Annotated in this window: 24 protein-coding genes and 1 tRNA gene; 10 read left to right on the forward strand and 15 right to left on the reverse strand. The window is 52.5% G+C overall.

Annotation, left to right across the window (positions count from 1 at the left end; all coding sequences use genetic code 11):
- Positions 1–239 (forward strand): penicillin-binding transpeptidase domain-containing protein (locus tag B4N58_RS15060; RefSeq protein WP_291750567.1); only part of this gene is annotated, 239 nt, incomplete at its 5' end.
- 31 nt (positions 240–270) lie between these two features.
- Positions 271–1,812: a phospholipase D family protein gene (locus B4N58_RS15065; RefSeq protein WP_291750568.1), complete on the forward strand. Its 1,542-nt coding sequence runs from the start codon at positions 271–273 to the stop codon at positions 1,810–1,812.
- On the opposite strand, the gene iscX is transcribed toward B4N58_RS15065, so the two are convergent.
- From iscX to uvrB, 10 genes are all read right to left on the reverse strand, one after another.
- Positions 1,813–2,007, reverse strand: a complete 195-nt coding sequence (iscX, locus tag B4N58_RS15070; protein ID WP_291750569.1) for a Fe-S cluster assembly protein IscX — start codon at positions 2,005–2,007, stop codon at positions 1,813–1,815. It abuts the gene before it with no gap.
- Between the two features lie 15 nt (positions 2,008–2,022).
- Positions 2,023–2,361: an ISC system 2Fe-2S type ferredoxin gene (gene fdx / locus B4N58_RS15075; RefSeq protein ID WP_008251910.1), complete on the reverse strand. Its 339-nt coding sequence runs from the start codon at positions 2,359–2,361 to the stop codon at positions 2,023–2,025.
- A gap of 32 nt (positions 2,362–2,393) precedes the next feature.
- Entirely contained in the window at positions 2,394–4,277 is a 1,884-nt protein-coding gene (gene hscA, locus B4N58_RS15080) for a Fe-S protein assembly chaperone HscA (RefSeq protein ID WP_291750570.1), read from the reverse strand.
- Positions 4,277–4,813: a Fe-S protein assembly co-chaperone HscB gene (gene hscB / locus B4N58_RS15085; protein WP_291750571.1), complete on the reverse strand. Its 537-nt coding sequence runs from the start codon at positions 4,811–4,813 to the stop codon at positions 4,277–4,279. The genes hscA and hscB overlap by 1 nt, the downstream gene beginning before the upstream one ends.
- Complete coding sequence (gene iscA / locus B4N58_RS15090) at positions 4,813–5,136, reverse strand: iron-sulfur cluster assembly protein IscA (protein WP_008251916.1); 324 nt, start codon at positions 5,134–5,136, stop codon at positions 4,813–4,815. Before iscA ends, hscB begins: the two co-directional genes overlap by 1 nt.
- A gap of 34 nt (positions 5,137–5,170) precedes the next feature.
- Positions 5,171–5,551, reverse strand: a complete 381-nt coding sequence (iscU, locus tag B4N58_RS15095) for a Fe-S cluster assembly scaffold IscU (RefSeq protein ID WP_008251917.1) — start codon at positions 5,549–5,551, stop codon at positions 5,171–5,173.
- A gap of 27 nt (positions 5,552–5,578) precedes the next feature.
- Positions 5,579–6,790: an IscS subfamily cysteine desulfurase gene (locus B4N58_RS15100; RefSeq protein ID WP_291750572.1), complete on the reverse strand. Its 1,212-nt coding sequence runs from the start codon at positions 6,788–6,790 to the stop codon at positions 5,579–5,581.
- Between the two features lie 27 nt (positions 6,791–6,817).
- Positions 6,818–7,309: a Fe-S cluster assembly transcriptional regulator IscR gene (gene iscR, locus B4N58_RS15105; RefSeq protein ID WP_291750573.1), complete on the reverse strand. Its 492-nt coding sequence runs from the start codon at positions 7,307–7,309 to the stop codon at positions 6,818–6,820.
- 186 nt (positions 7,310–7,495) lie between these two features.
- On the reverse strand, positions 7,496–7,987 hold the full coding sequence (locus B4N58_RS15110) for a low molecular weight protein-tyrosine-phosphatase (protein WP_291750574.1): 492 nt from the start codon (positions 7,985–7,987) through the stop codon (positions 7,496–7,498).
- 46 nt (positions 7,988–8,033) lie between these two features.
- Positions 8,034–10,097: an excinuclease ABC subunit UvrB gene (uvrB, locus tag B4N58_RS15115; RefSeq protein ID WP_008251923.1), complete on the reverse strand. Its 2,064-nt coding sequence runs from the start codon at positions 10,095–10,097 to the stop codon at positions 8,034–8,036.
- A 236-nt stretch (positions 10,098–10,333) separates the two neighbouring features.
- Between uvrB and B4N58_RS15120 the strand changes: the two genes are divergently transcribed.
- From B4N58_RS15120 to B4N58_RS15140, 5 genes are all read left to right on the forward strand, one after another.
- Complete coding sequence (locus tag B4N58_RS15120; RefSeq protein ID WP_291743344.1) at positions 10,334–11,521, forward strand: pyridoxal phosphate-dependent aminotransferase; 1,188 nt, start codon at positions 10,334–10,336, stop codon at positions 11,519–11,521.
- Between the two features lie 111 nt (positions 11,522–11,632).
- Positions 11,633–11,708, forward strand: a tRNA-Asn gene (locus B4N58_RS15125).
- A 753-nt stretch (positions 11,709–12,461) separates the two neighbouring features.
- Positions 12,462–13,604: a toll/interleukin-1 receptor domain-containing protein gene (locus B4N58_RS15130; protein ID WP_291750575.1), complete on the forward strand. Its 1,143-nt coding sequence runs from the start codon at positions 12,462–12,464 to the stop codon at positions 13,602–13,604.
- Positions 13,605–13,606: 2 nt separating this feature from the next.
- Complete coding sequence (locus B4N58_RS15135; protein ID WP_105028676.1) at positions 13,607–14,194, forward strand: hypothetical protein; 588 nt, start codon at positions 13,607–13,609, stop codon at positions 14,192–14,194.
- A 46-nt stretch (positions 14,195–14,240) separates the two neighbouring features.
- Positions 14,241–14,726 carry a TIR domain-containing protein gene (locus tag B4N58_RS15140; protein ID WP_291750576.1) on the forward strand — a complete coding sequence of 162 codons (486 nt, stop codon included), beginning with the start codon at positions 14,241–14,243 and terminating at the stop codon, positions 14,724–14,726.
- Between the two features lie 3 nt (positions 14,727–14,729).
- Here B4N58_RS15140 and B4N58_RS15145 read toward each other — a convergent pair whose 3' ends face one another.
- The 4 genes from B4N58_RS15145 to B4N58_RS15160 are packed head-to-tail and all read right to left on the reverse strand — an operon-like array spanning position 14,730 to position 17,634.
- The gene (locus B4N58_RS15145) at positions 14,730–15,404 is read right to left on the reverse strand and encodes a uracil-DNA glycosylase (RefSeq protein WP_291750577.1); all 675 of its coding nucleotides are present in this window, start codon (positions 15,402–15,404) and stop codon (positions 14,730–14,732) included.
- Positions 15,404–16,537 carry a nucleoside triphosphate pyrophosphohydrolase family protein gene (locus B4N58_RS15150; protein WP_291750578.1) on the reverse strand — a complete coding sequence of 378 codons (1,134 nt, stop codon included), beginning with the start codon at positions 16,535–16,537 and terminating at the stop codon, positions 15,404–15,406. The genes B4N58_RS15145 and B4N58_RS15150 overlap by 1 nt, the downstream gene beginning before the upstream one ends.
- A gap of 3 nt (positions 16,538–16,540) precedes the next feature.
- Complete coding sequence (locus tag B4N58_RS15155; RefSeq protein WP_291750579.1) at positions 16,541–17,167, reverse strand: hypothetical protein; 627 nt, start codon at positions 17,165–17,167, stop codon at positions 16,541–16,543.
- Positions 17,167–17,634, reverse strand: coding sequence for a TIR domain-containing protein (locus B4N58_RS15160; protein WP_291750580.1), 468 nt, complete (start codon positions 17,632–17,634; stop codon positions 17,167–17,169). Before B4N58_RS15160 ends, B4N58_RS15155 begins: the two co-directional genes overlap by 1 nt.
- 125 nt (positions 17,635–17,759) lie before the next feature.
- Here B4N58_RS15160 and B4N58_RS15165 point away from each other — a divergent pair, with 125 nt between their 5' ends.
- The 3 genes from B4N58_RS15165 to tnpC all read left to right on the forward strand — a co-directional run bounded on the left by B4N58_RS15165 (position 17,760) and on the right by tnpC (position 20,179).
- Positions 17,760–18,122: a transposase gene (locus B4N58_RS15165; RefSeq protein WP_291750581.1), complete on the forward strand. Its 363-nt coding sequence runs from the start codon at positions 17,760–17,762 to the stop codon at positions 18,120–18,122.
- 20 nt (positions 18,123–18,142) lie between these two features.
- On the forward strand, positions 18,143–18,457 hold the full coding sequence (gene tnpB, locus B4N58_RS15170; protein WP_291750582.1) for an IS66 family insertion sequence element accessory protein TnpB: 315 nt from the start codon (positions 18,143–18,145) through the stop codon (positions 18,455–18,457).
- A gap of 111 nt (positions 18,458–18,568) precedes the next feature.
- Positions 18,569–20,179, forward strand: a complete 1,611-nt coding sequence (gene tnpC, locus B4N58_RS15175) for an IS66 family transposase (protein ID WP_414673840.1) — start codon at positions 18,569–18,571, stop codon at positions 20,177–20,179.
- Between the two features lie 345 nt (positions 20,180–20,524).
- Here the strand turns inward: tnpC and B4N58_RS15180 are convergent, their stop codons facing one another.
- Positions 20,525–21,076, reverse strand: a complete 552-nt coding sequence (locus tag B4N58_RS15180; RefSeq protein WP_291750584.1) for a hypothetical protein — start codon at positions 21,074–21,076, stop codon at positions 20,525–20,527.
- Between the last annotated feature and the right edge of the window lie 123 nt (positions 21,077–21,199).

Here is a 21,199-nt window from a genome sequence, read left to right on the forward strand (position 1 = left end):
TGCAGAAATATTCAGGAGCGACTATTGTAGAAGCCGGACGGGACTGGATACTGCGCGCAAAAACGGGCTGGGAGGGCAGCTTCGGTTGGTGGGTGGGCTACGTTGAATGGTCGACTGGCCCCGTGTTTTTTGCTTTGAATATCGACACTCCCAACCGCATGGGCGACCTCCCAAAGCGAGAAGCGATTACCCGGGGCGTGTTACAGTCCATGAACGCGCTGCCCCCGGCGTCGAAATGATCTCTTAGCGTGATCGCACTGGAGCGGAAAAATGGCAATCAAAGCAATGACCGCCGTTTTTTTTCTGCTGGCCCTGTTGCAAGGCTGTGCCTTGCCCCCGTTGAACGATCGAACACAGTCAACTGCACTTGCCCCTGAGCAGGCCCGCGTCACAACACTTGGAAAAGCCTTGTCAGGGCGCTTGGCGCAAAACAGGGGTAAGGCTGGCATTTACCCCATGCAAGACCCCAAACAGGCTTTTGCAAGCCGGGTTGCGTTGGCACGCACAGCAGAACAAACCATCGATATTCAGTCCTACTTGTGGCACAACGACACCACGGGCACCTTGATATTAAATGAACTGTTCGCTGCAGCAGAGCGTGGCGTTCGGGTTCGATTGCTGCTGGATGACAACGGTATCACTGGCCTGGACAATCAATTGAACCGCCTGGACCGACATCCGAATATTGAGGTGCGTCTGTTTAATCCCTTTGTCATTCGCAATCCAAAGTGGCTGGGCTACATCACCGACTTCTCGCGTGTAAACCGCCGCATGCACAACAAGGCTTTCACCGTGGACAATATGGTGACCATTTCCGGTGGGCGCAATATCGGGGATGAATACTTTGGCGCAAGCCATGCTCAGTTATTCACTGACCTTGACGTGCTGTGTGTTGGTGCAGTGGTTGATGCGGTGTCTCGTGACTTTGATGCCTACTGGACAAGCGATTCGGCCTATCCGGCCAGCAAAATTTTGCTTCCTTCGGAGCCGGCCGTGCTTGATGAGATTGACCGTGAACAACTCACTGTAGAGCAAGAAGAGCGTGCTGCCGTGTACGTAAAACAGGTTCGAGAATCTGTGTTTGTACAAGATTTTTTGCGCGGCAAGTTACCGTTGCAGTGGACTCAGGTGCGCATGGTTAGCGATGACCCTGCCAAGGGACTTGATGAAGCCAGTCGCGAAGATTACCTGGTCAGTGAGTTGCGCGATTTCATTGCAGAGCCCAGGTTCAGTCTGAGTGTGGTGTCGCCTTACTTTGTGCCCACAGAACGGGGCGTTGCGTTCTTTTCACGTTTGGCCAAAGCGGGTGTGAATGTGCAAATTTTGACGAATTCGCTGGAGGCGACCGACGTGGCTGCGGTGCACTCGGGCTATGCGAAAACACGCGTGGAGTTACTGAAAGCTGGCGTTAAATTATTTGAATTGAAAAGTAGTTCAGGGGTACAAAAAACTGGAACCAGGCGGAACCTGATGTTGGGCACTTCAGGTTCAAGCCTGCACACCAAAACTTTTTCAGTCGATAGTTCGCGGGTGTTTGTAGGTTCGTTCAACTTTGACCCACGGTCCGTGAACCTGAATACCGAAATGGGTTTCCTGATTCAAAGTGAAAGCTTGGCCACTCAAATTGATTTGGCGTTTCAGGCCCTGCCAGTGATGGCCTACGAGGTTCGTCTGGATGAAAACGATGCCTTGGTGTGGATTGAACGGCAGGGCGGAAAAGAGATTGTTCACAACCTGGAGCCCAAGGCCACTTTGTGGCGAAAGGCGGTTGTTTTCTTTTATTCCCTGCTGCCGATCAACGACCTGTTGTAATCAGTCCTGTTCTTCAATCCAGGTCATCTGGATTGCTTCCAGAATTTTTTCATTGGATTTTTCAGGGTCATCTTCAAAGCCGGGCAGGGCGCAGACCCATGCATGCAAATCCGTGAATCGAATGTACTGCGGGTCAACATCGGGGTGCGCGTCAATTAGCTCCAGCGCAATGTCCAGTGTGTCAGTCCATTTCATGTGGGTGCCCCTTGATCAGTGATTTTCGCGTGCGTGGTTGATGGTGTACTTTGGCAATTCAACCACCAGGTCTTTGTCGGCCACTTTCACCTGGCAAGACAAACGGCTTTGTGGCGTCAGGCCCCAGGCCATGTCCAGCAAATCATCTTCATCGTCGTCGCTTTCAGTCAGGCTGTTGAATCCTTCCTTGATAACCACATGGCAAGTGGTGCAGGCACAGCTCATTTCGCAGGCGTGTTCCAGTGCAATGTCGTTTTTCAGAATGGCTTCGCAAAGCTGGGCGCCCACGGGCACTTCAAATGTTTTGCCTTCCGGGCACAAACTTTCATGGGGCAAAATTTTAATAATCGGCATTTCTCAATCTCTCGTGTTCTGTTGTATTGCGTTTACTTCGCAGCGCCACCAAGGGTAGTGCTCACAGTGTCAATGGTTTTACCAGTCAATGCTTTGCGTATACCTGCATCCATGCGGCGCGCTGCAAAGTCTTCGGTAAGATGGCTCAAGTCTTCAATGCCTTCTTCAATGGCGCGCAAGTCGTCGGTCTGCGCCAGTTCACGCAAGGCATTGACACTCGCGTGGATCATTTCAAGTTCGCTGGCCTCGAGCAGGTCACGGTCTTTGCCAATGGCCGCTTCAACCGATTCCACCAAGCGCATGGCTTCAACTTGTTGCTCGCGCAGCTGGCGGGCGTTCATGTCTGCTTCTGCAAACTCAAAACTGTTCTTCAGCATGCCGGCAATTTGATCATCGTCTAGCCCGTAGGAGGGTTTCACGGTGATGTTGGCGGAAACACCTGAACCGGTTTCCATGGCATTGACTGCCAGCAGGCCGTCGGCATCGACTTGAAAGGTGACGCGAATGCGCGCAGCACCAGCTACCATCGGTGGAATGCCCCGCAATTCGAACCTTGCCAGTGAACGGTTTTCAGACACAAGCTCGCGCTCGCCCTGAACCACGTGAATGGCCATGGCAGTTTGACCGTCTTTGAAGGTGGTGAATTCTTGCGCACGCGCCACTGGAATGGTGCTGTTGCGGTTGATCACGCGTTCAGTCAATCCACCCATGGTTTCAAGACCAAGGCTCAATGGGATTACATCCAGCAACAGCAGCTCATCATCACTCCGGTTGCCTGCCAGTGTGTCGGCCTGAATTGCGGCACCAATGGCCACGACTTCATCCGGATTCAGGTTCACCAACGGGTCTTTGCCAAAGAATGCTTTGACTGCTTTGCGAATGACTGGCATGCGGGTAGAACCGCCCACCATGACCACACCGTCAATGTCATCCGTACTCAGGCCTGCATCGCGCAAGGTTTTGCGTGCAGCCTGAATGGTGCGTTTTACCAAAGGCTCAACAATGGTCTCGAATTGCTCGGCAGTCACTGTTTCGGCAATGGTTTCGCCACTTTTGAATTCAACGCTGAGGAAGGCGGTGTGTTCGTGTGAAATTTGTTCCTTCACGCGGCGGCACGCCATGACCAGGCGCGAACGCTGTTGTGGGTTCAGCTCCTGAAAGCCGTGTGTGGCAATAAAGTGATCAGCCATGGCGCGATCAAAATCATCCCCACCCAAAGCGGAATCACCACCCGTTGCCAGTACCTCGAACACACCACCTTGCAATCGCAAAATGGACACGTCGAAGGTGCCGCCACCCAGGTCGAACACCACAAACTGCCCCTGCGCTTTTTGATCCAGACCGTAGGCCACTGCGGCGGCAGTGGGCTCATTAATCAGGCGCAGAACATTAAGCCCGGCCAGTTGAGCGGCGTCTTTCGTGGCCTGGCGTTGCGCATCATCGAAGTAAGCCGGCACGGTAATCACGGCACCCACCAGTTCTCCGCCCAAAGTGGCTTCGGCGCGTTTGCGTAAGGCACGCAAAATATCGGCAGACACCTCAACCGGGCTTTTCACACCATGGTCGGTTTCAATTTCAACCATGCCGCCTGAATCTTTGACACGGTAGGGCAGGTTCAACCCTTCTACGTCCTTGAAGCCACGACCCATCAGGCGTTTTACGGAAAATACCGTGTTGAACGGGTCGGTGTCGGCACAGGCCAGGGCATCTTCGCCCATGTTCTTCACGCCGGTTTCGCCGTAGCGAACCACGCTGGGCAAAATAACGCGGCCAGAAGAATCGGGTAAACATTCGGCACTGCCGCTTCGCACGCTGGCCACCAGCGAATGCGTGGTGCCCAGGTCGATACCCACAGCTAGCCGGTGCTCGTGTGGGGCGGTCGACATGCCGGGTTCGGCAATTTGTAACAAGGCCATTAGCTGGCGTCCTCCAGTTGTTCCAGTTTTCTGGTCAACTCAATCATGAATTTGTCGATAAACAGCAAGGCTTGCGCAGTGGCGTTGGCTGTCTGCGCATTTTTTTCGCCGTCAATTTGTTGTGCAATAAGCGCCAGGCAACGCTTCTTCTCTATGGCCACTTCGTCCAGCAAGTCTTCGAGTGCTTCCACACCTTCTATTTCTTCAAGTGCTTCGCGCCACTCCATTTGCTGCATCAATAGCGCTGGTGGCAAGTTGCTTTGCTGCCCACGCGGATTTTCACCATGTAGCTCGCACCAGTAAATGGCGCGTTCCATGGGGTTTTGCAGCCGCTTGTAAGCCTCGTTGACCCGCGTGGCCCACTGCACCGCCAGGCGTTTTTCTTGTGCGCTGGAATTTGCAAAACGGTCGGGGTGTGTTTGGCTTTGAAGGCGCAAATACGAAGCAGAAAGGGCTGCGCTGTCCAGTTCAAACTGGCAGGGCAACCCAAATATGTCGAAATCGCTGTCGCTTAACTTAATGGTTAAATCAGCCATTACACAGTGAAGCTTTCACCACAGCCGCAGCGCGCCTTTTCGTTGGGGTTGTTGAATTTGAAACCTTCATTCAGGCCTTCGCGTGCGAAGTCCAGTTCAATGCCTTCAAGGTAGGGCATGCTTTTCGGGTCAACAAATAGCTTGACGCCATGGGCCTCGAACACATTGTCTTCATCGGCAACAGCGTCTACAAATTCAAGCTTGTAAGCCATGCCGGAACACCCGGTGGTGCGCACACCAATGCGCAAGCCTATTCCCTTGCCGCGTTTGGTCAGGAACTTGCTAATGTGGTCGGCGGCGCGCTCGGTCAATGTAATCGCCATGGTGTTCAATTCCTTTTCAACAACTTTTCAACGATCAGGCATGCTTCTTTTTGTAATCTTCAACTGCAGCCTTGATGGCGTCTTCAGCCAAAATGGAGCAGTGAATTTTTACAGGTGGCAATGCCAGTTCTTCGGCGATGGCGGTGTTCTTGATTTCCAAAGCCTGGTCCAGGGTTTTGCCCTTGACCCACTCGGTTACCAATGAAGACGATGCAATGGCTGAACCACAGCCATAGGTTTTAAATTTTGCATCGGTAATTACGCCGTCTTCACCCACCTTGATTTGCAGCTTCATCACGTCGCCGCAAGCGGGTGCACCCACCATGCCTGTGCCTACTTCGTCGTCGCCCTTCTCGAACGAACCCACGTTGCGGGGGTTTTCATAGTGGTCCAAAACTTTTTCGCTGTATGCCATGGTACTTCTCCTCAATCTTCAAGTATTTCAGTGTTCTGCCCATTGAACGGTGCTCAAATCGACGCCGTCCAGGTGCATTTCCCACAGGGGCGACAATTCGCGCAACTTCGCCACTTTGGTTTTCATCAGTTCGATGGTGAAATCAATGTCTGCTTCGGTGGTGAAGCGGCCAATCGAGAAACGAATGGAGCTGTGCGCCAGTTCGTCGCTACGACCCAAGGCGCGCAACACATAAGAAGGCTCTAGCGAGGCCGATGTACAGGCGGAACCGGAAGACACTGCAATGTCTTTCACCGCCATGATCAGGGACTCGCCTTCCACAAAGTTGAAGCTAACGTTCAGGTTGTGTGGAATACGCTTTTCCAGATCGCCATTCACATAAATTTCATCAATGGCTTTCAGGCCGTTCAGCAAGCGGTCGCGCAGTGCTTTCATGCGGGGCAGTTCGCTGGCCATTTCTTCTTTGGCAATTCGGAATGCTTCGCCCATGCCCACAATTTGGTGCGTGGCCAAGGTGCCTGAACGCATGCCACGCTCGTGACCGCCACCATGAATTTGCGCATCAATACGAATGCGGGGCTTGCGGCGCACATACAACGCACCAATGCCTTTGGGGCCGTAGGTTTTGTGAGCACAAAAGCTCATCAAATCGACTTTCAGCTTTTGCAGGTCAATTTCAACTTTACCAGTGGCTTGTGCTGCATCCACGTGGAAAATAATGCCTTTCTCGCGGCACAGTTCGCCAATGGCGGGGATGTCTTGAATCACGCCAATTTCATTGTTCACGAACATGACCGAAATCAGCACTGTGTCGGGGCGAATGGCCGCTTTCAACGCATTCATGTCGACCAGTCCATTTTCCTGAACATCCATGTAGGTGGCTTCGAAGCCATGGCGTTCCAGATCGCGGAAGGTGTCCAGCACTGCCTTGTGCTCGGTTTTTACAGTGATGATGTGCTTGCCTTTGGTTTCGCCGTAAAACAGCGCTGCGCCCTTGATGGCCAGGTTGTTCGATTCGGTCGCGCCTGAGGTCCATACGATTTCGCGTGGGTCTGCATTGACCAAAGCGGCAACATCTTCACGGGCTTTTTCAACGGCTTCCTCGGCGGTCCAGCCATAGGCATGGCTGCGGGATGCCGGGTTGCCAAAGCTTTCACGCAGGAAAGGGATCATGGCGTCGGCTACACGCGGGTCCACCGGAGTGGTGGCGCTGTAATCGAGGTAAATCGGCATCTTCATAATGTGTGTGCTCCAATCAACTGCTGTTTAATGTGTGTGCTGTGCGCGTGTTACGGCTGCGGCATTGTTGGCCGCTGGCCTTTCGCGAAACTGAATGGTTCGTTCCGCGTCTTTCTGTTTGTGCTTTTCAACCAGGCATTGCAAGGTCACCGAGCCCAGGTATTCAAGCATTTTCGTATTCAGGCTGCTCCACAGGTCGTGCGTCATGCACTGGCCTTCGTCGGTGCAGTTTTCTTTGCCGCCGCATTGCGTAGCGTCCAGGGGTTCGTCCACGGCCAAAATGACGTCGGCCACGCTGACTTCCTTTAGGGCGCGGGCGATGTGGTAACCACCACCTGGGCCACGAACGCTTTCGACCAACTCGTGGCGGCGCAACTTCGAGAACAACTGTTCAAGGTACGACAGCGAAATGTTCTGGCGCTGGCTGATGCCGGCGAGCGAAACCGGCCCTGAGTCTTGCTGCAAGGCAAGATCAATCATGGCTGTGACGGCAAATCTGCCTTTCGTGGTCAATCGCATGGCAACCCTTTTTAATTCCTACTATTTCACTCAAGTATAGCAAAGTTGACTGTTTTACTCAAGTATTCGGGCGGTTTGAAAAATTAGGGGAAACCTTGATTTGACGCGGGGAGTCGACAAAGAAAAACCGCCAGCCAAGGCCAGCGGTTTTTTGTTCAGCGCCCAGCCAAAGCCGGGCTGTTGCCTTTATGCAGCAGCGAACTGAAATACGCGTTTGCGCAACACTTCCAACAAGCCGGTGCAGCTGTCTTCAATGTAGTTCAGTACGGTGTCGAAACCATCGGGGCCGCCATAATAGGGGTCGGGCACGGTGGCTTCGTCGTGTTCAGTGGCGTAGCGCATCATCAACTGAATTTTGTGCGCGTACTGGCGTGGGCACTGCTGTTGCAGCAGGCTCATATTGTCCCAGTCCATGGCCAAAATCATGTCGCTGTCGCGGAAGTCGTCGGATGTGACCTGGCGTGAAATGAGGCTGGAAATGTCGTAACCACGCTTGGCAGCAGCAGCCACCGCGCGGGGATCGGGCGTTTTGTCCAAATGGTAGGCATGCGTACCGGCTGACTCAACAGAAATTTCATGGTCAAGACCCGCTTCGCTTACCATCTGCCTGAAAACGCCTTCCGCTGTTGGTGAGCGGCAGATGTTTCCCATGCACACAAACAAAACTTTGCTTTTCATATTGGCTTCCTATTGTCCTGAACCCATTAAAGTAAAACTCTTCAAACTAAGCGCTGCGTTTGGCGTCCAGCGACGTCACATTGGAGTCGCCCTTACTGCCAAACAACTGTTCTTTTAACAAACCCAACTGGTCGCGGGCCTGGGCCGCTTTTTCGAACTCCAGGTTTTTCGCGTGGTCCAGCATGAGTTTCTCAAGCCGTTTAATCTCTTTGGCCAACTGCTTTTCACCCAACGGTGCAACTTCCATGGCCTTGTCGGCCTTGCGTTGCTTTGAAGCGTTTGGATCGAACACGCCATCAATTAGTTCCTTGATCTGCTTGTTCACGCCCCGCGGGGTAATGCCGTTTTCCGTATTGAATTCAATTTGCTTGTTGCGGCGGCGGGTGGTTTCGCCAATCGCCAACTCCATGGAGTTGGTAACCCGGTCTGCATACAAAATGGCTTTGCCGTTCAAATTGCGGGCGGCGCGGCCAATGGTTTGAATCAAACTGCGTTCACTGCGCAAAAAGCCTTCTTTGTCGGCATCCAGTATTGCAACTAGGGACACTTCTGGAATATCCAAGCCCTCGCGCAACAAATTAATTCCGACCAGCACGTCAAATTCACCCAAACGCAGGTCGCGGATAATTTCTACGCGCTCTACGGTGTCGATGTCTGAATGCAAATAGCGCACGCGCACGCCATTGTCGCTGAGGTAGTCAGTGAGGTCTTCGGCCATGCGCTTGGTCAACGTTGTGACCAATACTCGATCGCCAGCGCGAGTTCTCTCGTGGATCTCGCTGAGCAGGTCATCGACCTGGGTGGTGGCAGGGCGCACCTCAATCACAGGATCAATAAGACCCGTGGGGCGCACCACTTGTTCAACCACTTGGCCAGAATGCTCTTTCTCGTAATTCGAGGGCGTGGCTGAAACAAACACTGTTTGCCGCATTTTGGACTCGAATTCTTCGAAACGCAAGGGGCGATTGTCCATTGCAGATGGCAGACGAAAGCCGAAGTTAACCAGTGTTTCCTTGCGAGACCTGTCGCCACGGTACATGCCGCCCAGTTGCCCAATGGTCACGTGGCTTTCATCAATGATCATGAGCCCGTCTTTGGGCAGGTAATCAATCAGCGTGGGTGGGGGTTCACCGGGCGCTGCGCCTGACATGTGGCGGCTGTAGTTCTCGATACCTTTGCAAAAACCAAGTTCGGCCAGCATTTCCAGGTCGAAGCGGGTGCGCTGTTCCAGGCGCTGGGCCTCGACCAGTTTTCCGGTTTTTACAAAGAAATCAAGCTGTTCGCGCAGTTCTTCCTTGATGGTTTCAATGGCACGCAGCACGGTGGCGCGCGGCGTTACATAGTGGCTGCTGGGGTAAATGGTGAAACGGGGCAGCTTTTGGCGAATTTTGCCGGTCAATGGATCAAACAGCTGAATACCGTCAATTTCATCGTCAAACAGGTCAATGCGAACAGCCAGTTCTGAATGCTCTGCAGGGTACACATCGATGGTGTCGCCCCGAACACGGAAGGTACCCCGTGTGAAATCAAGATCGTTGCGCTTGTATTGCATGGCAATAAGGCGCTTCAGGATATCCCGCTGGCTCAACTTGTCGCCATGGCGAATACTCAAGATCATGGCGTGGTAATCGGAGGGGTCACCAATGCCGTAAATGCAGCTGACCGTGCCCACAATAATGGTGTCCCGGCGTTCCAGAAGGCTTTTCGTGGCTGAAAGCCGCATTTGTTCAATGTGCTCGTTGATCGAGCTGTCTTTCTCGATGAACAGGTCGCGGCTGGGTACGTACGCCTCGGGCTGGTAGTAGTCGTAATAGCTCACGAAGTATTCCACGGCGTTTTTCGGGAAGAATTCGCGCATTTCGGCGTATAACTGCGCCGCCAGTGTTTTGTTGGGGGCCAGCACCAGGGCAGGGCGGCCTGTTTGGGCAATTACATTGGCCATGGTGAAGGTTTTGCCCGAACCTGTTACACCCAGCAGGGTCTGGAATACTTCGCCGTCGTTGACGCCTTCCACCAGTTTTTCAATCGCGGTCGGTTGGTCTCCAGCCGGGGAATAGGGCTGGTAAAGCTCGAACGGGCTGTTGGGGTAACTGATAAATCCAGGGGCCATGTTAAACTACAAGTCTTGATGCGAGGCAACCACAAAGCACACAGGTTTTAGCCAATGATTAACCCAACGGGTTGAACCTTCTGGCCAATCCCGTAGAATTACGGAGTTGCATCATTGGGCTGATGGCTGCAGAAACTTTGCAGCGTTTTGTGATAAGCCAATCCTGCATTATCGTCGGAAATGAGTTTTTTTTCCAGACTTGACTTTTTCTTTTTTCACTCCCAGACAACGGAATCATGCTTTCAAATCGCGCACTTACGATCAAACCTTCCCCTACACTTGCCGTGACAGCCAAGGCGGCCCAACTGAAAGCCGAGGGTAAAGACATTATCGGCTTGGGCGCTGGTGAACCCGACTTCGACACCCCTGATCACATCAAGGAAGCTGCCAAGAAAGCGATTGATGCCGGTTTTACCAAGTACACCGCCGTGGGCGGCACAGTTGGCTTGAAAAACGCAGTAATCGCCAAACTGAAGCGCGACAACGGCCTGGAGTACAAGCCCAATGAAGTGGTGGTGGGCGTTGGCGGCAAGCAGTGTATTTTCAACATGATTTTGGCGACCATCAACGATGGTGACGAGGTGGTTATTCCTGCGCCTTACTGGGTGAGCTACGCCGACATCGTAGAAATTGCCGGTGGTGTGCCCAAGCTGGTGTTTGCCGGTATTGAGCAAGGTTTCAAAATGACTGCTGCCCAACTGGAAGCGGCCATTACGCCAAAAACCAAAATGTTCATGATCAACAGCCCCAGCAACCCCACGGGCGCTGTGTACACCAAAGAAGAGCTGGCTGCCTTGGGCGAAGTGCTGTTGAAGCACCCCAATATTCTGGTGGCCACAGATGACATGTACGAGCACATCAACCTGACTGGTACGCCATTCGTGAACATTGTGAACGCATGCCCGGCCCTGAAAGACCGCACCATTGTGTTGAACGGTGTTTCCAAGGCCTACAGCATGACCGGCTGGCGCATTGGTTTTGCAGCGGGCCCGGCCAAGCTGATCGATGTGATGACCAACTTGCAAAGCCAGTCCACTTCCAACCCCACTTCGATTTCACAAGTGGCTGCTGAAGCCGCCCTGAACGGCGACCAGGATTGTTTGAAGCCCATGGTGGCTGCATTCCGCGAGCGCAACGAGTTTGTGACCAAGGCTTTGAATGCTGTACCCACCATTCAGTGTTTGAAAGCAGAAGGCGCATTTTATGCATTTGTGGATGCACGCAAGGCGATTGAAAAGCTGGCGGCTGAGGGCAAGATCAAGGCTGCAAACGATCTGGAACTGACGGCTTACCTGCTGGAAGCAGGTGTTGCTGTGGTGCCTGGTTCTGCTTTTGGTGCTGAAGGTTACTTCCGCATTTCATTTGCAACCAGCATGAGCAACCTGGAAAAAGCCTGTGATCGTATTGCGAAAGCACTGGGTTAAACCAGAAATTGCCTAAGGTTTAAGCAGGCAGCGGGGTATTTGTAATTCATTTGTCCAAATTAGGACTTTAGGGTTGCACAAAAAAATTTCGCTGCTATAATCTCGGCTCTTTCCCCGATAGCTCAGTCGGTAGAGCGACGGACTGTTAATCCGCAGGTCCCTGGTTCGAGTCCAGGTCGGGGAGCCATATACAAGAAGGGTTTCGAGAAATCGAAGCCCTTTTTCTTTTCCCGCAAAAAACGCACTTTCCCGCAAAACGAGTCTATAAGCCAAACTTTGCAGCAAGTGTAGAGACTCGTGTGGCTTTTCTGTCTTCATTTATGGAATGTTTTTGAATCATCATGACATCTCGCTTTATTCACCCGAGTGAACAAGTTCGCTAGTTTTTTTTAACAACAGAATCGCCCCGTTTTGTCTGGCCACTTTTGATCCTAGCGAAAATTTCGAGCTCCCTTTTGCTCAACAACTTAGTTGTACAAGCTGCCGCAACTTAAGCTCGAGCGTTCGAAGTTCGGCCAGAGCGGACCATCAAGATATGGCTCTCAGATTCTGTCATTTGCCATGACCTACCGATGTAGCCCCTACTTCATTGGCAAGGTTAGACTTAATGCGGACACCTGAGCCTTTAGTTTGAATGTAGTCGTGGTTTACAAAGCGGTCGTTCGCCGTGTATGTGCTTCTGAGACCCATTCCAAGGTGGATCTAATATCTAGTTTTGGCCGGGACACCAACCGCCCCCAAGTCTACTTTCGACAATGGAGAATCGGCTGTTCCATCAGCCATTGCATAAAGGCGAGCGGCAAAGAGTAGCATCGTGCGAAATGCAACAGCACATCTCATTCGGTGACACCCTAAAATCGGATATATTAGAAGTCGATAGGGTCCAGTATTGGGGCCCGCCCGGTCTGAGAGTCAGAACACCGCAATTGCGAGGAACGGCATGACAGCGCTATATCAACTTGCCCTGCTTGGCACCCCGACCGCAGCTCAAATTTCCGAACTTGAAGAGGTCGTCGGAAAGGCCGTCGACTTTTTCAACTTGCGGTTGGGGCATGAGATTGGATGGGAGGTTTGCCCCGATGAATTCAATCCAGACCAACAGAGATCGTCTGCGGCGGCATTTTTCGGAGGTCATGAGCCTCCTCTTGCGAATGTGGCAAGGCTGCTGGCACGGGGCATCCCGCTCATTCCAGTCGCCTCTGACGTTAATAGAGTTGGTGCAGAAATCCCCGCCTTGCTGCAACCGCTCAACTGCTTGGCATACACCGCTGGCGGGGCGCAACGTGTCGCAACTGCTTTGCTGGAATGTGCAGGGCTCCTTCCTCGACAGCGCCGGGTGTTCGTAAGCTATCGGCGGGGCGAGGCTAGGGAAGCTGCCTTGCAGTTATTCGATGCGCTGTCTGCTAGGCTATTCGATGTGTTTCTTGATACACATGGCATTCCACCTGCTGAAGATTTTCAGACCATGCTATGGCATCGACTTTGTGACTCAGATGTCTTGCTGATGCTCGACACGCCAGGATACTTTGAAAGCCGTTGGACAAGTGCTGAATTCGGCCGCGCTTTGTCAAAAGGCATAAGCGTCCTGCAGGTAGGGTGGCCGGATACAACGCCTTCTGCGCGTACGGCGACGGCCAGTCGGGCAGAACTGCTACCCGAAGAAGTTGATCCGTCGACCGGACGCATCGCAGACGGTGCGGTAGATCGCATCTGTCTGCAGTTGGAGGAAGTTCGCAGCCAGAGCCATGCGGTTCGCTCTGTCAATCTCGTGAGCAATTTGCGCAACGCTATTCAAACAATCGGCGGCCAAGTTCTCGGAGTGGGCGCCAACAGAGCAGTCTATGTCCAACTGCCGGATGGGCGGAATATAGTTGTTTATCCAACGGTCGGAGTTCCCACGTCAACTACGTTGCACGATGCGTCTACGAATTCACCGGAACAATCCGTTGCCGTTGTCTACGATCACGTAGGCCTGCATCCCAGGTGGCTGAGCCATCTAGACTGGCTGGGTCAGCACATTCACGCAGCCAAGTGGGTTAAAGCCAGCGAGGCGGGTTGGCAATTCGCGGACTGGGCGGCGTAGCCATGAGCGCAATATTCCTCTCGGCCAGCGTACCACTTGTTGGACGTGGCACTTACCACGAAACGGCCAATCCATTTCTTATCCAATGTGCGGTGAGAGAACTGGTCATAGCAGTCATTCGTCAGCACAAGATTATATGGGGTGGTCATCCTGCGATTACCCCGATGATCTGGAGCATATGTGAAGACTTAGGTGTCGATTACTCACAGTCTGTCGTCTTATATCAGAGCAAGTTCTTTGCAGATGCGTTCCCTGAAGAGAACAAGCATTTCCAGAATGTCGTTCTCACTGACGCTGTTCCCAATGACAGAGCGGCGAGCTTGCTTGTCATGCGTGAAAAGATGCTCTCGCGTGCAGACCTCAGCGCTGCTGTGTTTATTGGTGGAATGGAAGGGGTAGAAACCGAGCATGCGCTTTTCAGGCGATTCCATCCAGCCGCCAAGGTGCTCCCGGTGTCCTCGCCGGGCGGAGCGGCGCTGAATCTAGCCAAGGATCATGGCTATTTCACCGGTGAAGCGCTCGTAGATGTGGACTTCGCTCAGCTCTTCCATACGCATCTAGCGGTTCCCTTGACTGGCAAACCGAGTTAGTTCATTTCTCGGCACTGGCCTCTAGAACATTAACCGAGGATTGTTCATGCCACGGAAAGTCTTCTACAGCTTTCACTATCAGCGCGACAGTTGGCGCGCCTCCAAGATACGCAACATTGGCGTTGTGGAGGGCAACCCGTCAGCGACCGATAACAAATGGGAAGAGGTGAAGCGAGGCGGTGACGCCGCGATCAAGCGCTGGATCGACGAACAATTGCAAGGGCGAACCTGCACCATTGTTTTGATTGGCGCGGAAACGGCAAATCGCCCCTGGATTCGATATGAGATCGAGCAATCATGGAACAGCGGAAAGGGGCTCTTGGGGATACGTATCCACAAACTACTGGACCACAACCAGCAACCATCGGTGGCGGGGGCGAATCCATTTGATTCATTTACCTTGAATGACGGTAGAAAGCTATCCGCCGTCGCCCGCGTCTACGATCCTCCAGGAACCAGCAGTGGTGCGGTCTATTCCTCTATCAGCGACAACTTGTCGAGCTGGATCGAAGCGGCTATCGCCGCGCGCTAGAAGTCAGAGCACTTCGTCAAACAACGATCCGGTACTCATGGGGTCCCCATACAGTTCCGAGATTTGCGACTGAAATTGTGTCTGTCCACCGTAGCTGGGGTGCCTCACGCAAATCACCGGCACAGCATCTGTGATGCGATGAGCTGCAGCGGCAGCATCGTTGCCTATGGCAACGATACGAGAGGGCTTCAGCAAGACAATGAGTTGCTGGAGCAATTCTTCGCCGGCTCGCCTTTCTTGCGCGTTGTGCTGCCGGTTAGTAAACGGATCTCCGGATTCATGCGGGTGAAGGGGAAAGACGTTCCAGAGGAAGATGCGAGCATCAATGTGTTCCAGCATGCCCCATATGACCGCTGCAGTTCGCTCGGCTATAGCGCGTCCTATCGTAGGCCGCTCCGCGATCAGATCGAGATTCCATCGCTTGGCATGCTGGCCCATGTGAACGTCATCAGTCAGGGCTAAACCAGTACGGCGCCCTCCGCGATATCCGAGATCCCTTCCGATCCAGATTGCATCTACCGGCTCTTCGGTTGCACGGCGCAACATAGCGGAGAGTGCAGCAGCGCGGCGCCGAGGCGCATCCCGCCGATCATGAACTTCGCACCGATCCGAATACGGATTGAAGCAGTCTTCGAATTGCAGCGAAGCGACTGCCTCAACGAATGGATGGATCTTCATTATTCAGACTCAAGTGACATGTATTTGATGGTGCGTTGTTCTCGGTTTCCAATGATCCAGCCGCCCTGGTTTGTCTTGAGCTGCCGGAAGACAGCATAGCCTTCCAAGATAGCTTTTTCCCAGAGCTTCAGTGGGCATTTCTCCACTTCGTAACCACTCACGAACTCGCCGACAGTTTTGAGAATTCCGAGTGAGACCTTCTCCTGATTTTCGAAGAAATTAAGCTCTTTGGCTCTTGAAAAAATCCAGGCGGCAACCCCTTCCTCCACAACGATGGCTCGGCCGCTATCCTGCTCTTCATCGAACTTCGGATTGCTCTTTCGCTTGTGTCTAATCAATGCCCGCATCACGGGCGACCAATGCAGGATAGCCGCGTTAGCGAAATGGAAGACGTCGTGGAACCGGTAGCCATCGCGATCGGCAATGTTGTCGGTCAAAGGGTCTCCAATGAACACGCCATTCCATTGGAGATAGCTTTTGCCACTGCCTCGTTGGTTTATGCGAATTCTGAATTCTCTGGGCAGTTGTTCCTCGATTCCAAATTTACTGTCGAAATCGAGGTCAGCCAGATCATCTGCTTGAGGCTCCAAAAACGCACCGCGCGCTTTCCGAAGGTTGGAGCGAGCCACTTCCGAAAATGCTAGCTCGGCTGCATGGATTGCATCCAAGTAAGCCCGTGCGAACACGACCAATTCAGTACGCGCAGGGGTGCTTCCCAAAAGCGCTGCGGCTGATTGACCCAAATGTACAAGGGTAGTATCTAGCGATGCAGGGGCAGCAATAGGCACTGCGATGTATGCCATCGCACCTTCAGCGATATCACTTGCAGCACCAACATTTTTAAAATTTCCGTGATTTGCCGCTTCCGCGAAGATCTCATCAAGAGGAACATTTAAGCGCCTGCAGATCGCAGCCAGGTACCAAAGGGTATCGCCAAATTCTTCTTCCGCAGCTTTCTTAAAGCCAGGGTATGCCGATTTATCTCGAACATGCTTTTTAACCGTGGTCATTATTCCGCCAACTTCTCCGTACAGTCCCTGGAGGACCGGATTGAAGTCGCTCGGACTGAGGACGTCCGTGGCTGCAATTTCTGCAGCGTAATCCGAAAGCAAGAGGGAGCCTTCCTTTTTCATCGATCACCTGCGAAGAGTCAGCCATTCAAAGGGGGCGCCTTGGTAGCCGCTCACGCCCAAGCCGCGTATCCAATACACAAAATCAGTGAGCAATCTCGCATCGTCAAAGGTAGTGAGGCCTATTCCAGCTTTACAAATATGCCGGCCTCGCCGATCACGCAGCTCACCAGGGAGCTTTGGTCCCTGACCTCCAAAATATACGAAATCGTTGCTGATAAGAACCCTGTTTGTACCTGTATCTCGCGCGACGTGGTCAGGGTTCAACGAGCCATCAGGGCGGGAGTGGAAAGAGTCGCGTTGTTGCCAGGCCTCACCTTCTCCAGTTCTAAAATAAATGTTGTCCCCACAACTTTGTTTACGACTGCCGTTACGGTATGGCTTCTTGGATTCAAACCGCGGATCTCGGCCGTATTCGTCGAACGTTAGTATCTCGGTGACCCGCATCGCGTACACAAGAAAACCACCGCGTCGGACACCTCGACCGCTGCTTCCGCTACCGACCACCCAATCACCAATTTCTGCGCTTTTGCGGATGGGCGGTTTACATGTCGCGAGCGTGCAGTAGCTGTAGAAAGGGTTTGGCGCAAAACCACTGTCGTACCGCACGACATAGGAGTGAATGCGTGTCATCAGCAGGGATGCCGCTTGAGTGGAACCGGGTCACAGGCACCACCGTCAGGTTTTTCCCATGAATCCTTCCCGTTGATTGCGTCAATGATTGAATCACCGTTCCAACCAACCAAGGCATCCGCATGTTCTTTTAGCGCATCCGGCAGATCGCATTCTTTTTCGCCATGCTCCCAAACACCAACAATGCGCTTACCCTGTTTGGCTGCATATTCGATTTCCCAGTTAACCCAATCACTGTTCTTTGTTTGGGGGGAGACGTAACAAATGAACACCCCAGCCCAATTGATGGCAGGCGCAAGGATCTGCGTCTTGATGTAGTGCTCATCAGTGGCATTGTTGAACTTTCCTGTGTGGATGGAGGAATCTCGGACTTCCACCCCTTTCAGCGCCAACAAGTCCTTGAGCTTCTGGAGTCCATGATCGTCCTTGTGGACATGGCTAATAAATACATTTTTCTTATCTGCCAAACTTCACCCCCATCATTTCACATGCTTTTAAAGCTTAACCGAATGTAAGCCCCCAGCAAACCCATCTTGAAATGCCTGGGCCTGAACAGCGACCATAGTGTCCACTTCATTTCTTGGTGGACACCATGAGTGCACTTCAAACTATCCCGAAACGCCCCGCACGTGTGTATCGCGCACCCGAATTCAAATCACAGTTGGTCAAACTCGCGCTTGAGCCTGGCGCGTCAGTTTCTGGCGTGGCCGTGGCGCATGGCGTGAACCCGAATCTGCTTCGCCGGTGGGTCAAAGAATCTGGTGCATTAGTCACCCCACCAACCTTCGTACCTGTTCGAATTGAAGCTGGCATCGATCGTCATATTCAAACGCCAGCGAGTAATTGCCAACGCGTCGAAGTCAACATTGATCATGGTGAGTTGCGCATTGCATTCAAAGTCGATCCATCGCAAATGGTTGAGCTTGGCCAAGTACTGCGCGAGGTGCTGCGTTGATCCGAGTCGATTCCATCTGGATGAGCACCGCACCGTGCGACATGCGTTCTGGCATGGACACCCTGATGAACCAGATCATCGCCGTATTTGGTGCAGCGCAGGCGCACCACGCTTATCTGTTTGCCAACCGGGGCGCCAATCGAATGAAGGTGATTGTTCACGACGGCTTTGGTGTTTGGTTGTGCAGCCGCAGGCTGCACAAAGGTAGTTTTAATTGGGGCAAGGGTGCTGATTTGGGCTCATCGGTCACGCTGTCCACCGAACAATTCAACGCACTGATTGTGGGGCTACCTTGGCAGCGGCTTGCCGAATATTCCAGTATCAAATGCCTGTGAGTATGAATTGATAACAGCGTCAATTGGCAAGATTGCCAATAGTACGCATTGGCGGCTTGTGGCAACATGTCGCTCATGATGACAGTGCCCACACCAGAACAGATTGCCAAGATGGATGCAGATCAACTGCGTGCATTGCTGCTGGGGCAAATCAAAGCCAACTCGGCCTTGCAGGTTCAGACCAGTGAGCTTCAAAGCAGCAACACCCAACTGTTAGCTGCCAATACCAATCTTCAGGCTGTGAACGCTGAACTTCAGGTGGTGGTGAAGTACAAAGACGCGGTCATCTCCAAGATCACGCTCGAGTTGGCATTGCACAAGCGGCTGCGATTCAGTAAAAAAGCCGAATCGCTGACTGCTGAACAACGCCACCTGTTTGATGAAACGCTGGACGGCGACACTGCCCAGATCGAGCAGGAAGAACTGGACAAGCTGCCTGAGCAGGACAAGGTGATTGTGACCAAGGCCCTTCAGCCCAAACGCAAACCCCTGCCGCCTGAGCTGCCTCGCACCGAGATTCGCCATGAGCCCGATTCAACCCTGTGTAAATGCGGCTGCCAGCTAAAGCGCATTGGTGAGGATGTGGCTGAGAAGCTGGACTATCAGCCTGGCACCTTCAGCGTAGAGCGCCACATTCGTGGCAAGTGGGTGTGCGATGAATGTGAAACCCTGATTCAAGCACCAGTGCCAGCGCATGTAATTGACAAGGGCATGGCCACCACCAATTTGTTGGCCCAAGTGCTGGTGAATAAATTTGCTGATCACCTGCCGCTGTACCGGCAAGAACAAATATTTGAGCGCACAGGCTACAAATTATCAGCCAGCACCATGGGCTCGTGGGTGGGTCAGTGTGGTGCAGCCTTGCAACCTTTGGTCGATGCGCTGCGCACACAAATCCTGCAGCAAGGCGTGCTGCATGCGGACGAAACACCGATCACCATGTTGTGCGCTAAACAAGCTCTCAAGACAGGCTCAGTCAGCAAGAAAGCTTACCTGTGGGCCTACGCCACCACGCAACACGCCGACATTAAAGCAGTGGTGTTTGACTTCGCTGAAGGCCGAAGTGGGCAACATGCCAAGGCCTTCTTAGAAGGCTGGAGCGGCACCCTGATTTGTGATGATTACCAAGGCTACAAAGCCCTGATCAAAGACAACCAGATTACGGAAGCTGCCTGCATGGCGCACGCACGGCGCAAGTTCTTTGAGCTGTTTGCCGCAAACAAAAGCCACATAGCCCAAGCTGCGCTGGAACAGTTCAACGCCATCTATGCGGTTGAGGCGCAGTTGCAAGACATCCAACCCGATGAACGACGACATCGACGGCAAACTGAAATAGAACCGCTGATGGACAAGCTTCGACAATGGTTGCTGGACCACAAGATCAAGGTGCCCGACGGGTCGAGCACGATGAAAGCGATTGATTACAGCTTGAAGCGCTGGGATGCACTCACCACATTCCTTGACGATCCACACACGCCCATTGATAACAACTGGGTGGAGAATCAAATTCGCCCCATCGCAGTGGGTCGAAAGAACTGGCTGTTTGCCGGAAGCTTGCGCTCGGGCCAACGCAACGCAGCCATTATGAGTCTGGTTCAATCGGCCAAACTTAATGGGTTGAACCCGTTGGAATACCTGACGGATGTGATGGATCGACTACCGACGCAGCCGTACAGCAAGATCAACGAACTGCTGCCGCACAACTGGAAACCCGCCAACTAATCAAGACGGGTTTGCTGGGGGCTTACAACCGAATTAGTCGCCGATGTGGTGAGTGCTACTGGTTGGCTTACGCAGCAATAGAGTTTATTCCTGCTATGACCCATTTATTGGGGGTGTATGCTTTGGTTTATATCACAGTGAATATTAGATGGTATCGAATGGAATCTCCCGCTGCGACGCTGACGCTTGCACAGTTCAATTGACTGTCAGAAATGGGTCGAGGGTAGTTTTTTTTCGGGAATATTTGAAACTCCGCTTTGGCCGAAAATCAGCCAAGTCGAATGTCGTGCATTTCTACTTGCACGTATTGGGCAGATAAAAAATGCAAAGGGAAAGCGGAGCGATTCAGGTATTTATATTCAGTTTTAGAAGTTCTTCTTTCCATGTACTCTGATACACGGGTCCCATAACATTCGGATCGTGAATCAAGGCATTCTTACACCAATAATCCAGACTCACTTTTCGATCCTCGGAGGTTGTCACTGAGGGATCCCATGGCTCCTTTTTAGCAAGCGTACCCACCCACGCGGTGATGAAATGAAAATGTTTTGGATTAACTCGCTTAAGAATGACCGTTACGATGCTGGTGAGCTCCCTCGTAGTGGTGTCCTCGACAACATGGCTAGGACCGTGGCGGCCCATTCTATGAGCAAAGGTCATCTGTTCCGTTGGTAATGTCAATTCAGTAGGAACCCTATTCTGGAATCCTACTGCCTTGCCCATTTCTACCTCTATTTCCAAAAACGGTTTGTTTTGAACATCAAGCTTGAGAAGAACTTGCGGGAGCATGCCAGCAAGTTCTGGATGGGCTTGTAAATGCTCAGCTCGTCTTTCGGTAACTTCAATTTTCGTCCCACATGATTTTTGTATTGTGAAGCTTGAGAATTTCGATTGCATAAGATATTTTCCAAATAGTTAATAGCGTCGGCATTTTCATACTCTTCTATTCTTAAGTCTATTTTGGACGAAGGTTGCGCGGTGTTAGCGCCTTCATCTGCCTTGTTGACTTGTCCTGTGCGT

The sequence above is a fragment of the Limnobacter sp. UBA3528 genome, assembly GCF_002377005.1.
Lineage (GTDB): Bacteria > Pseudomonadota > Gammaproteobacteria > Burkholderiales > Burkholderiaceae_B > Limnobacter.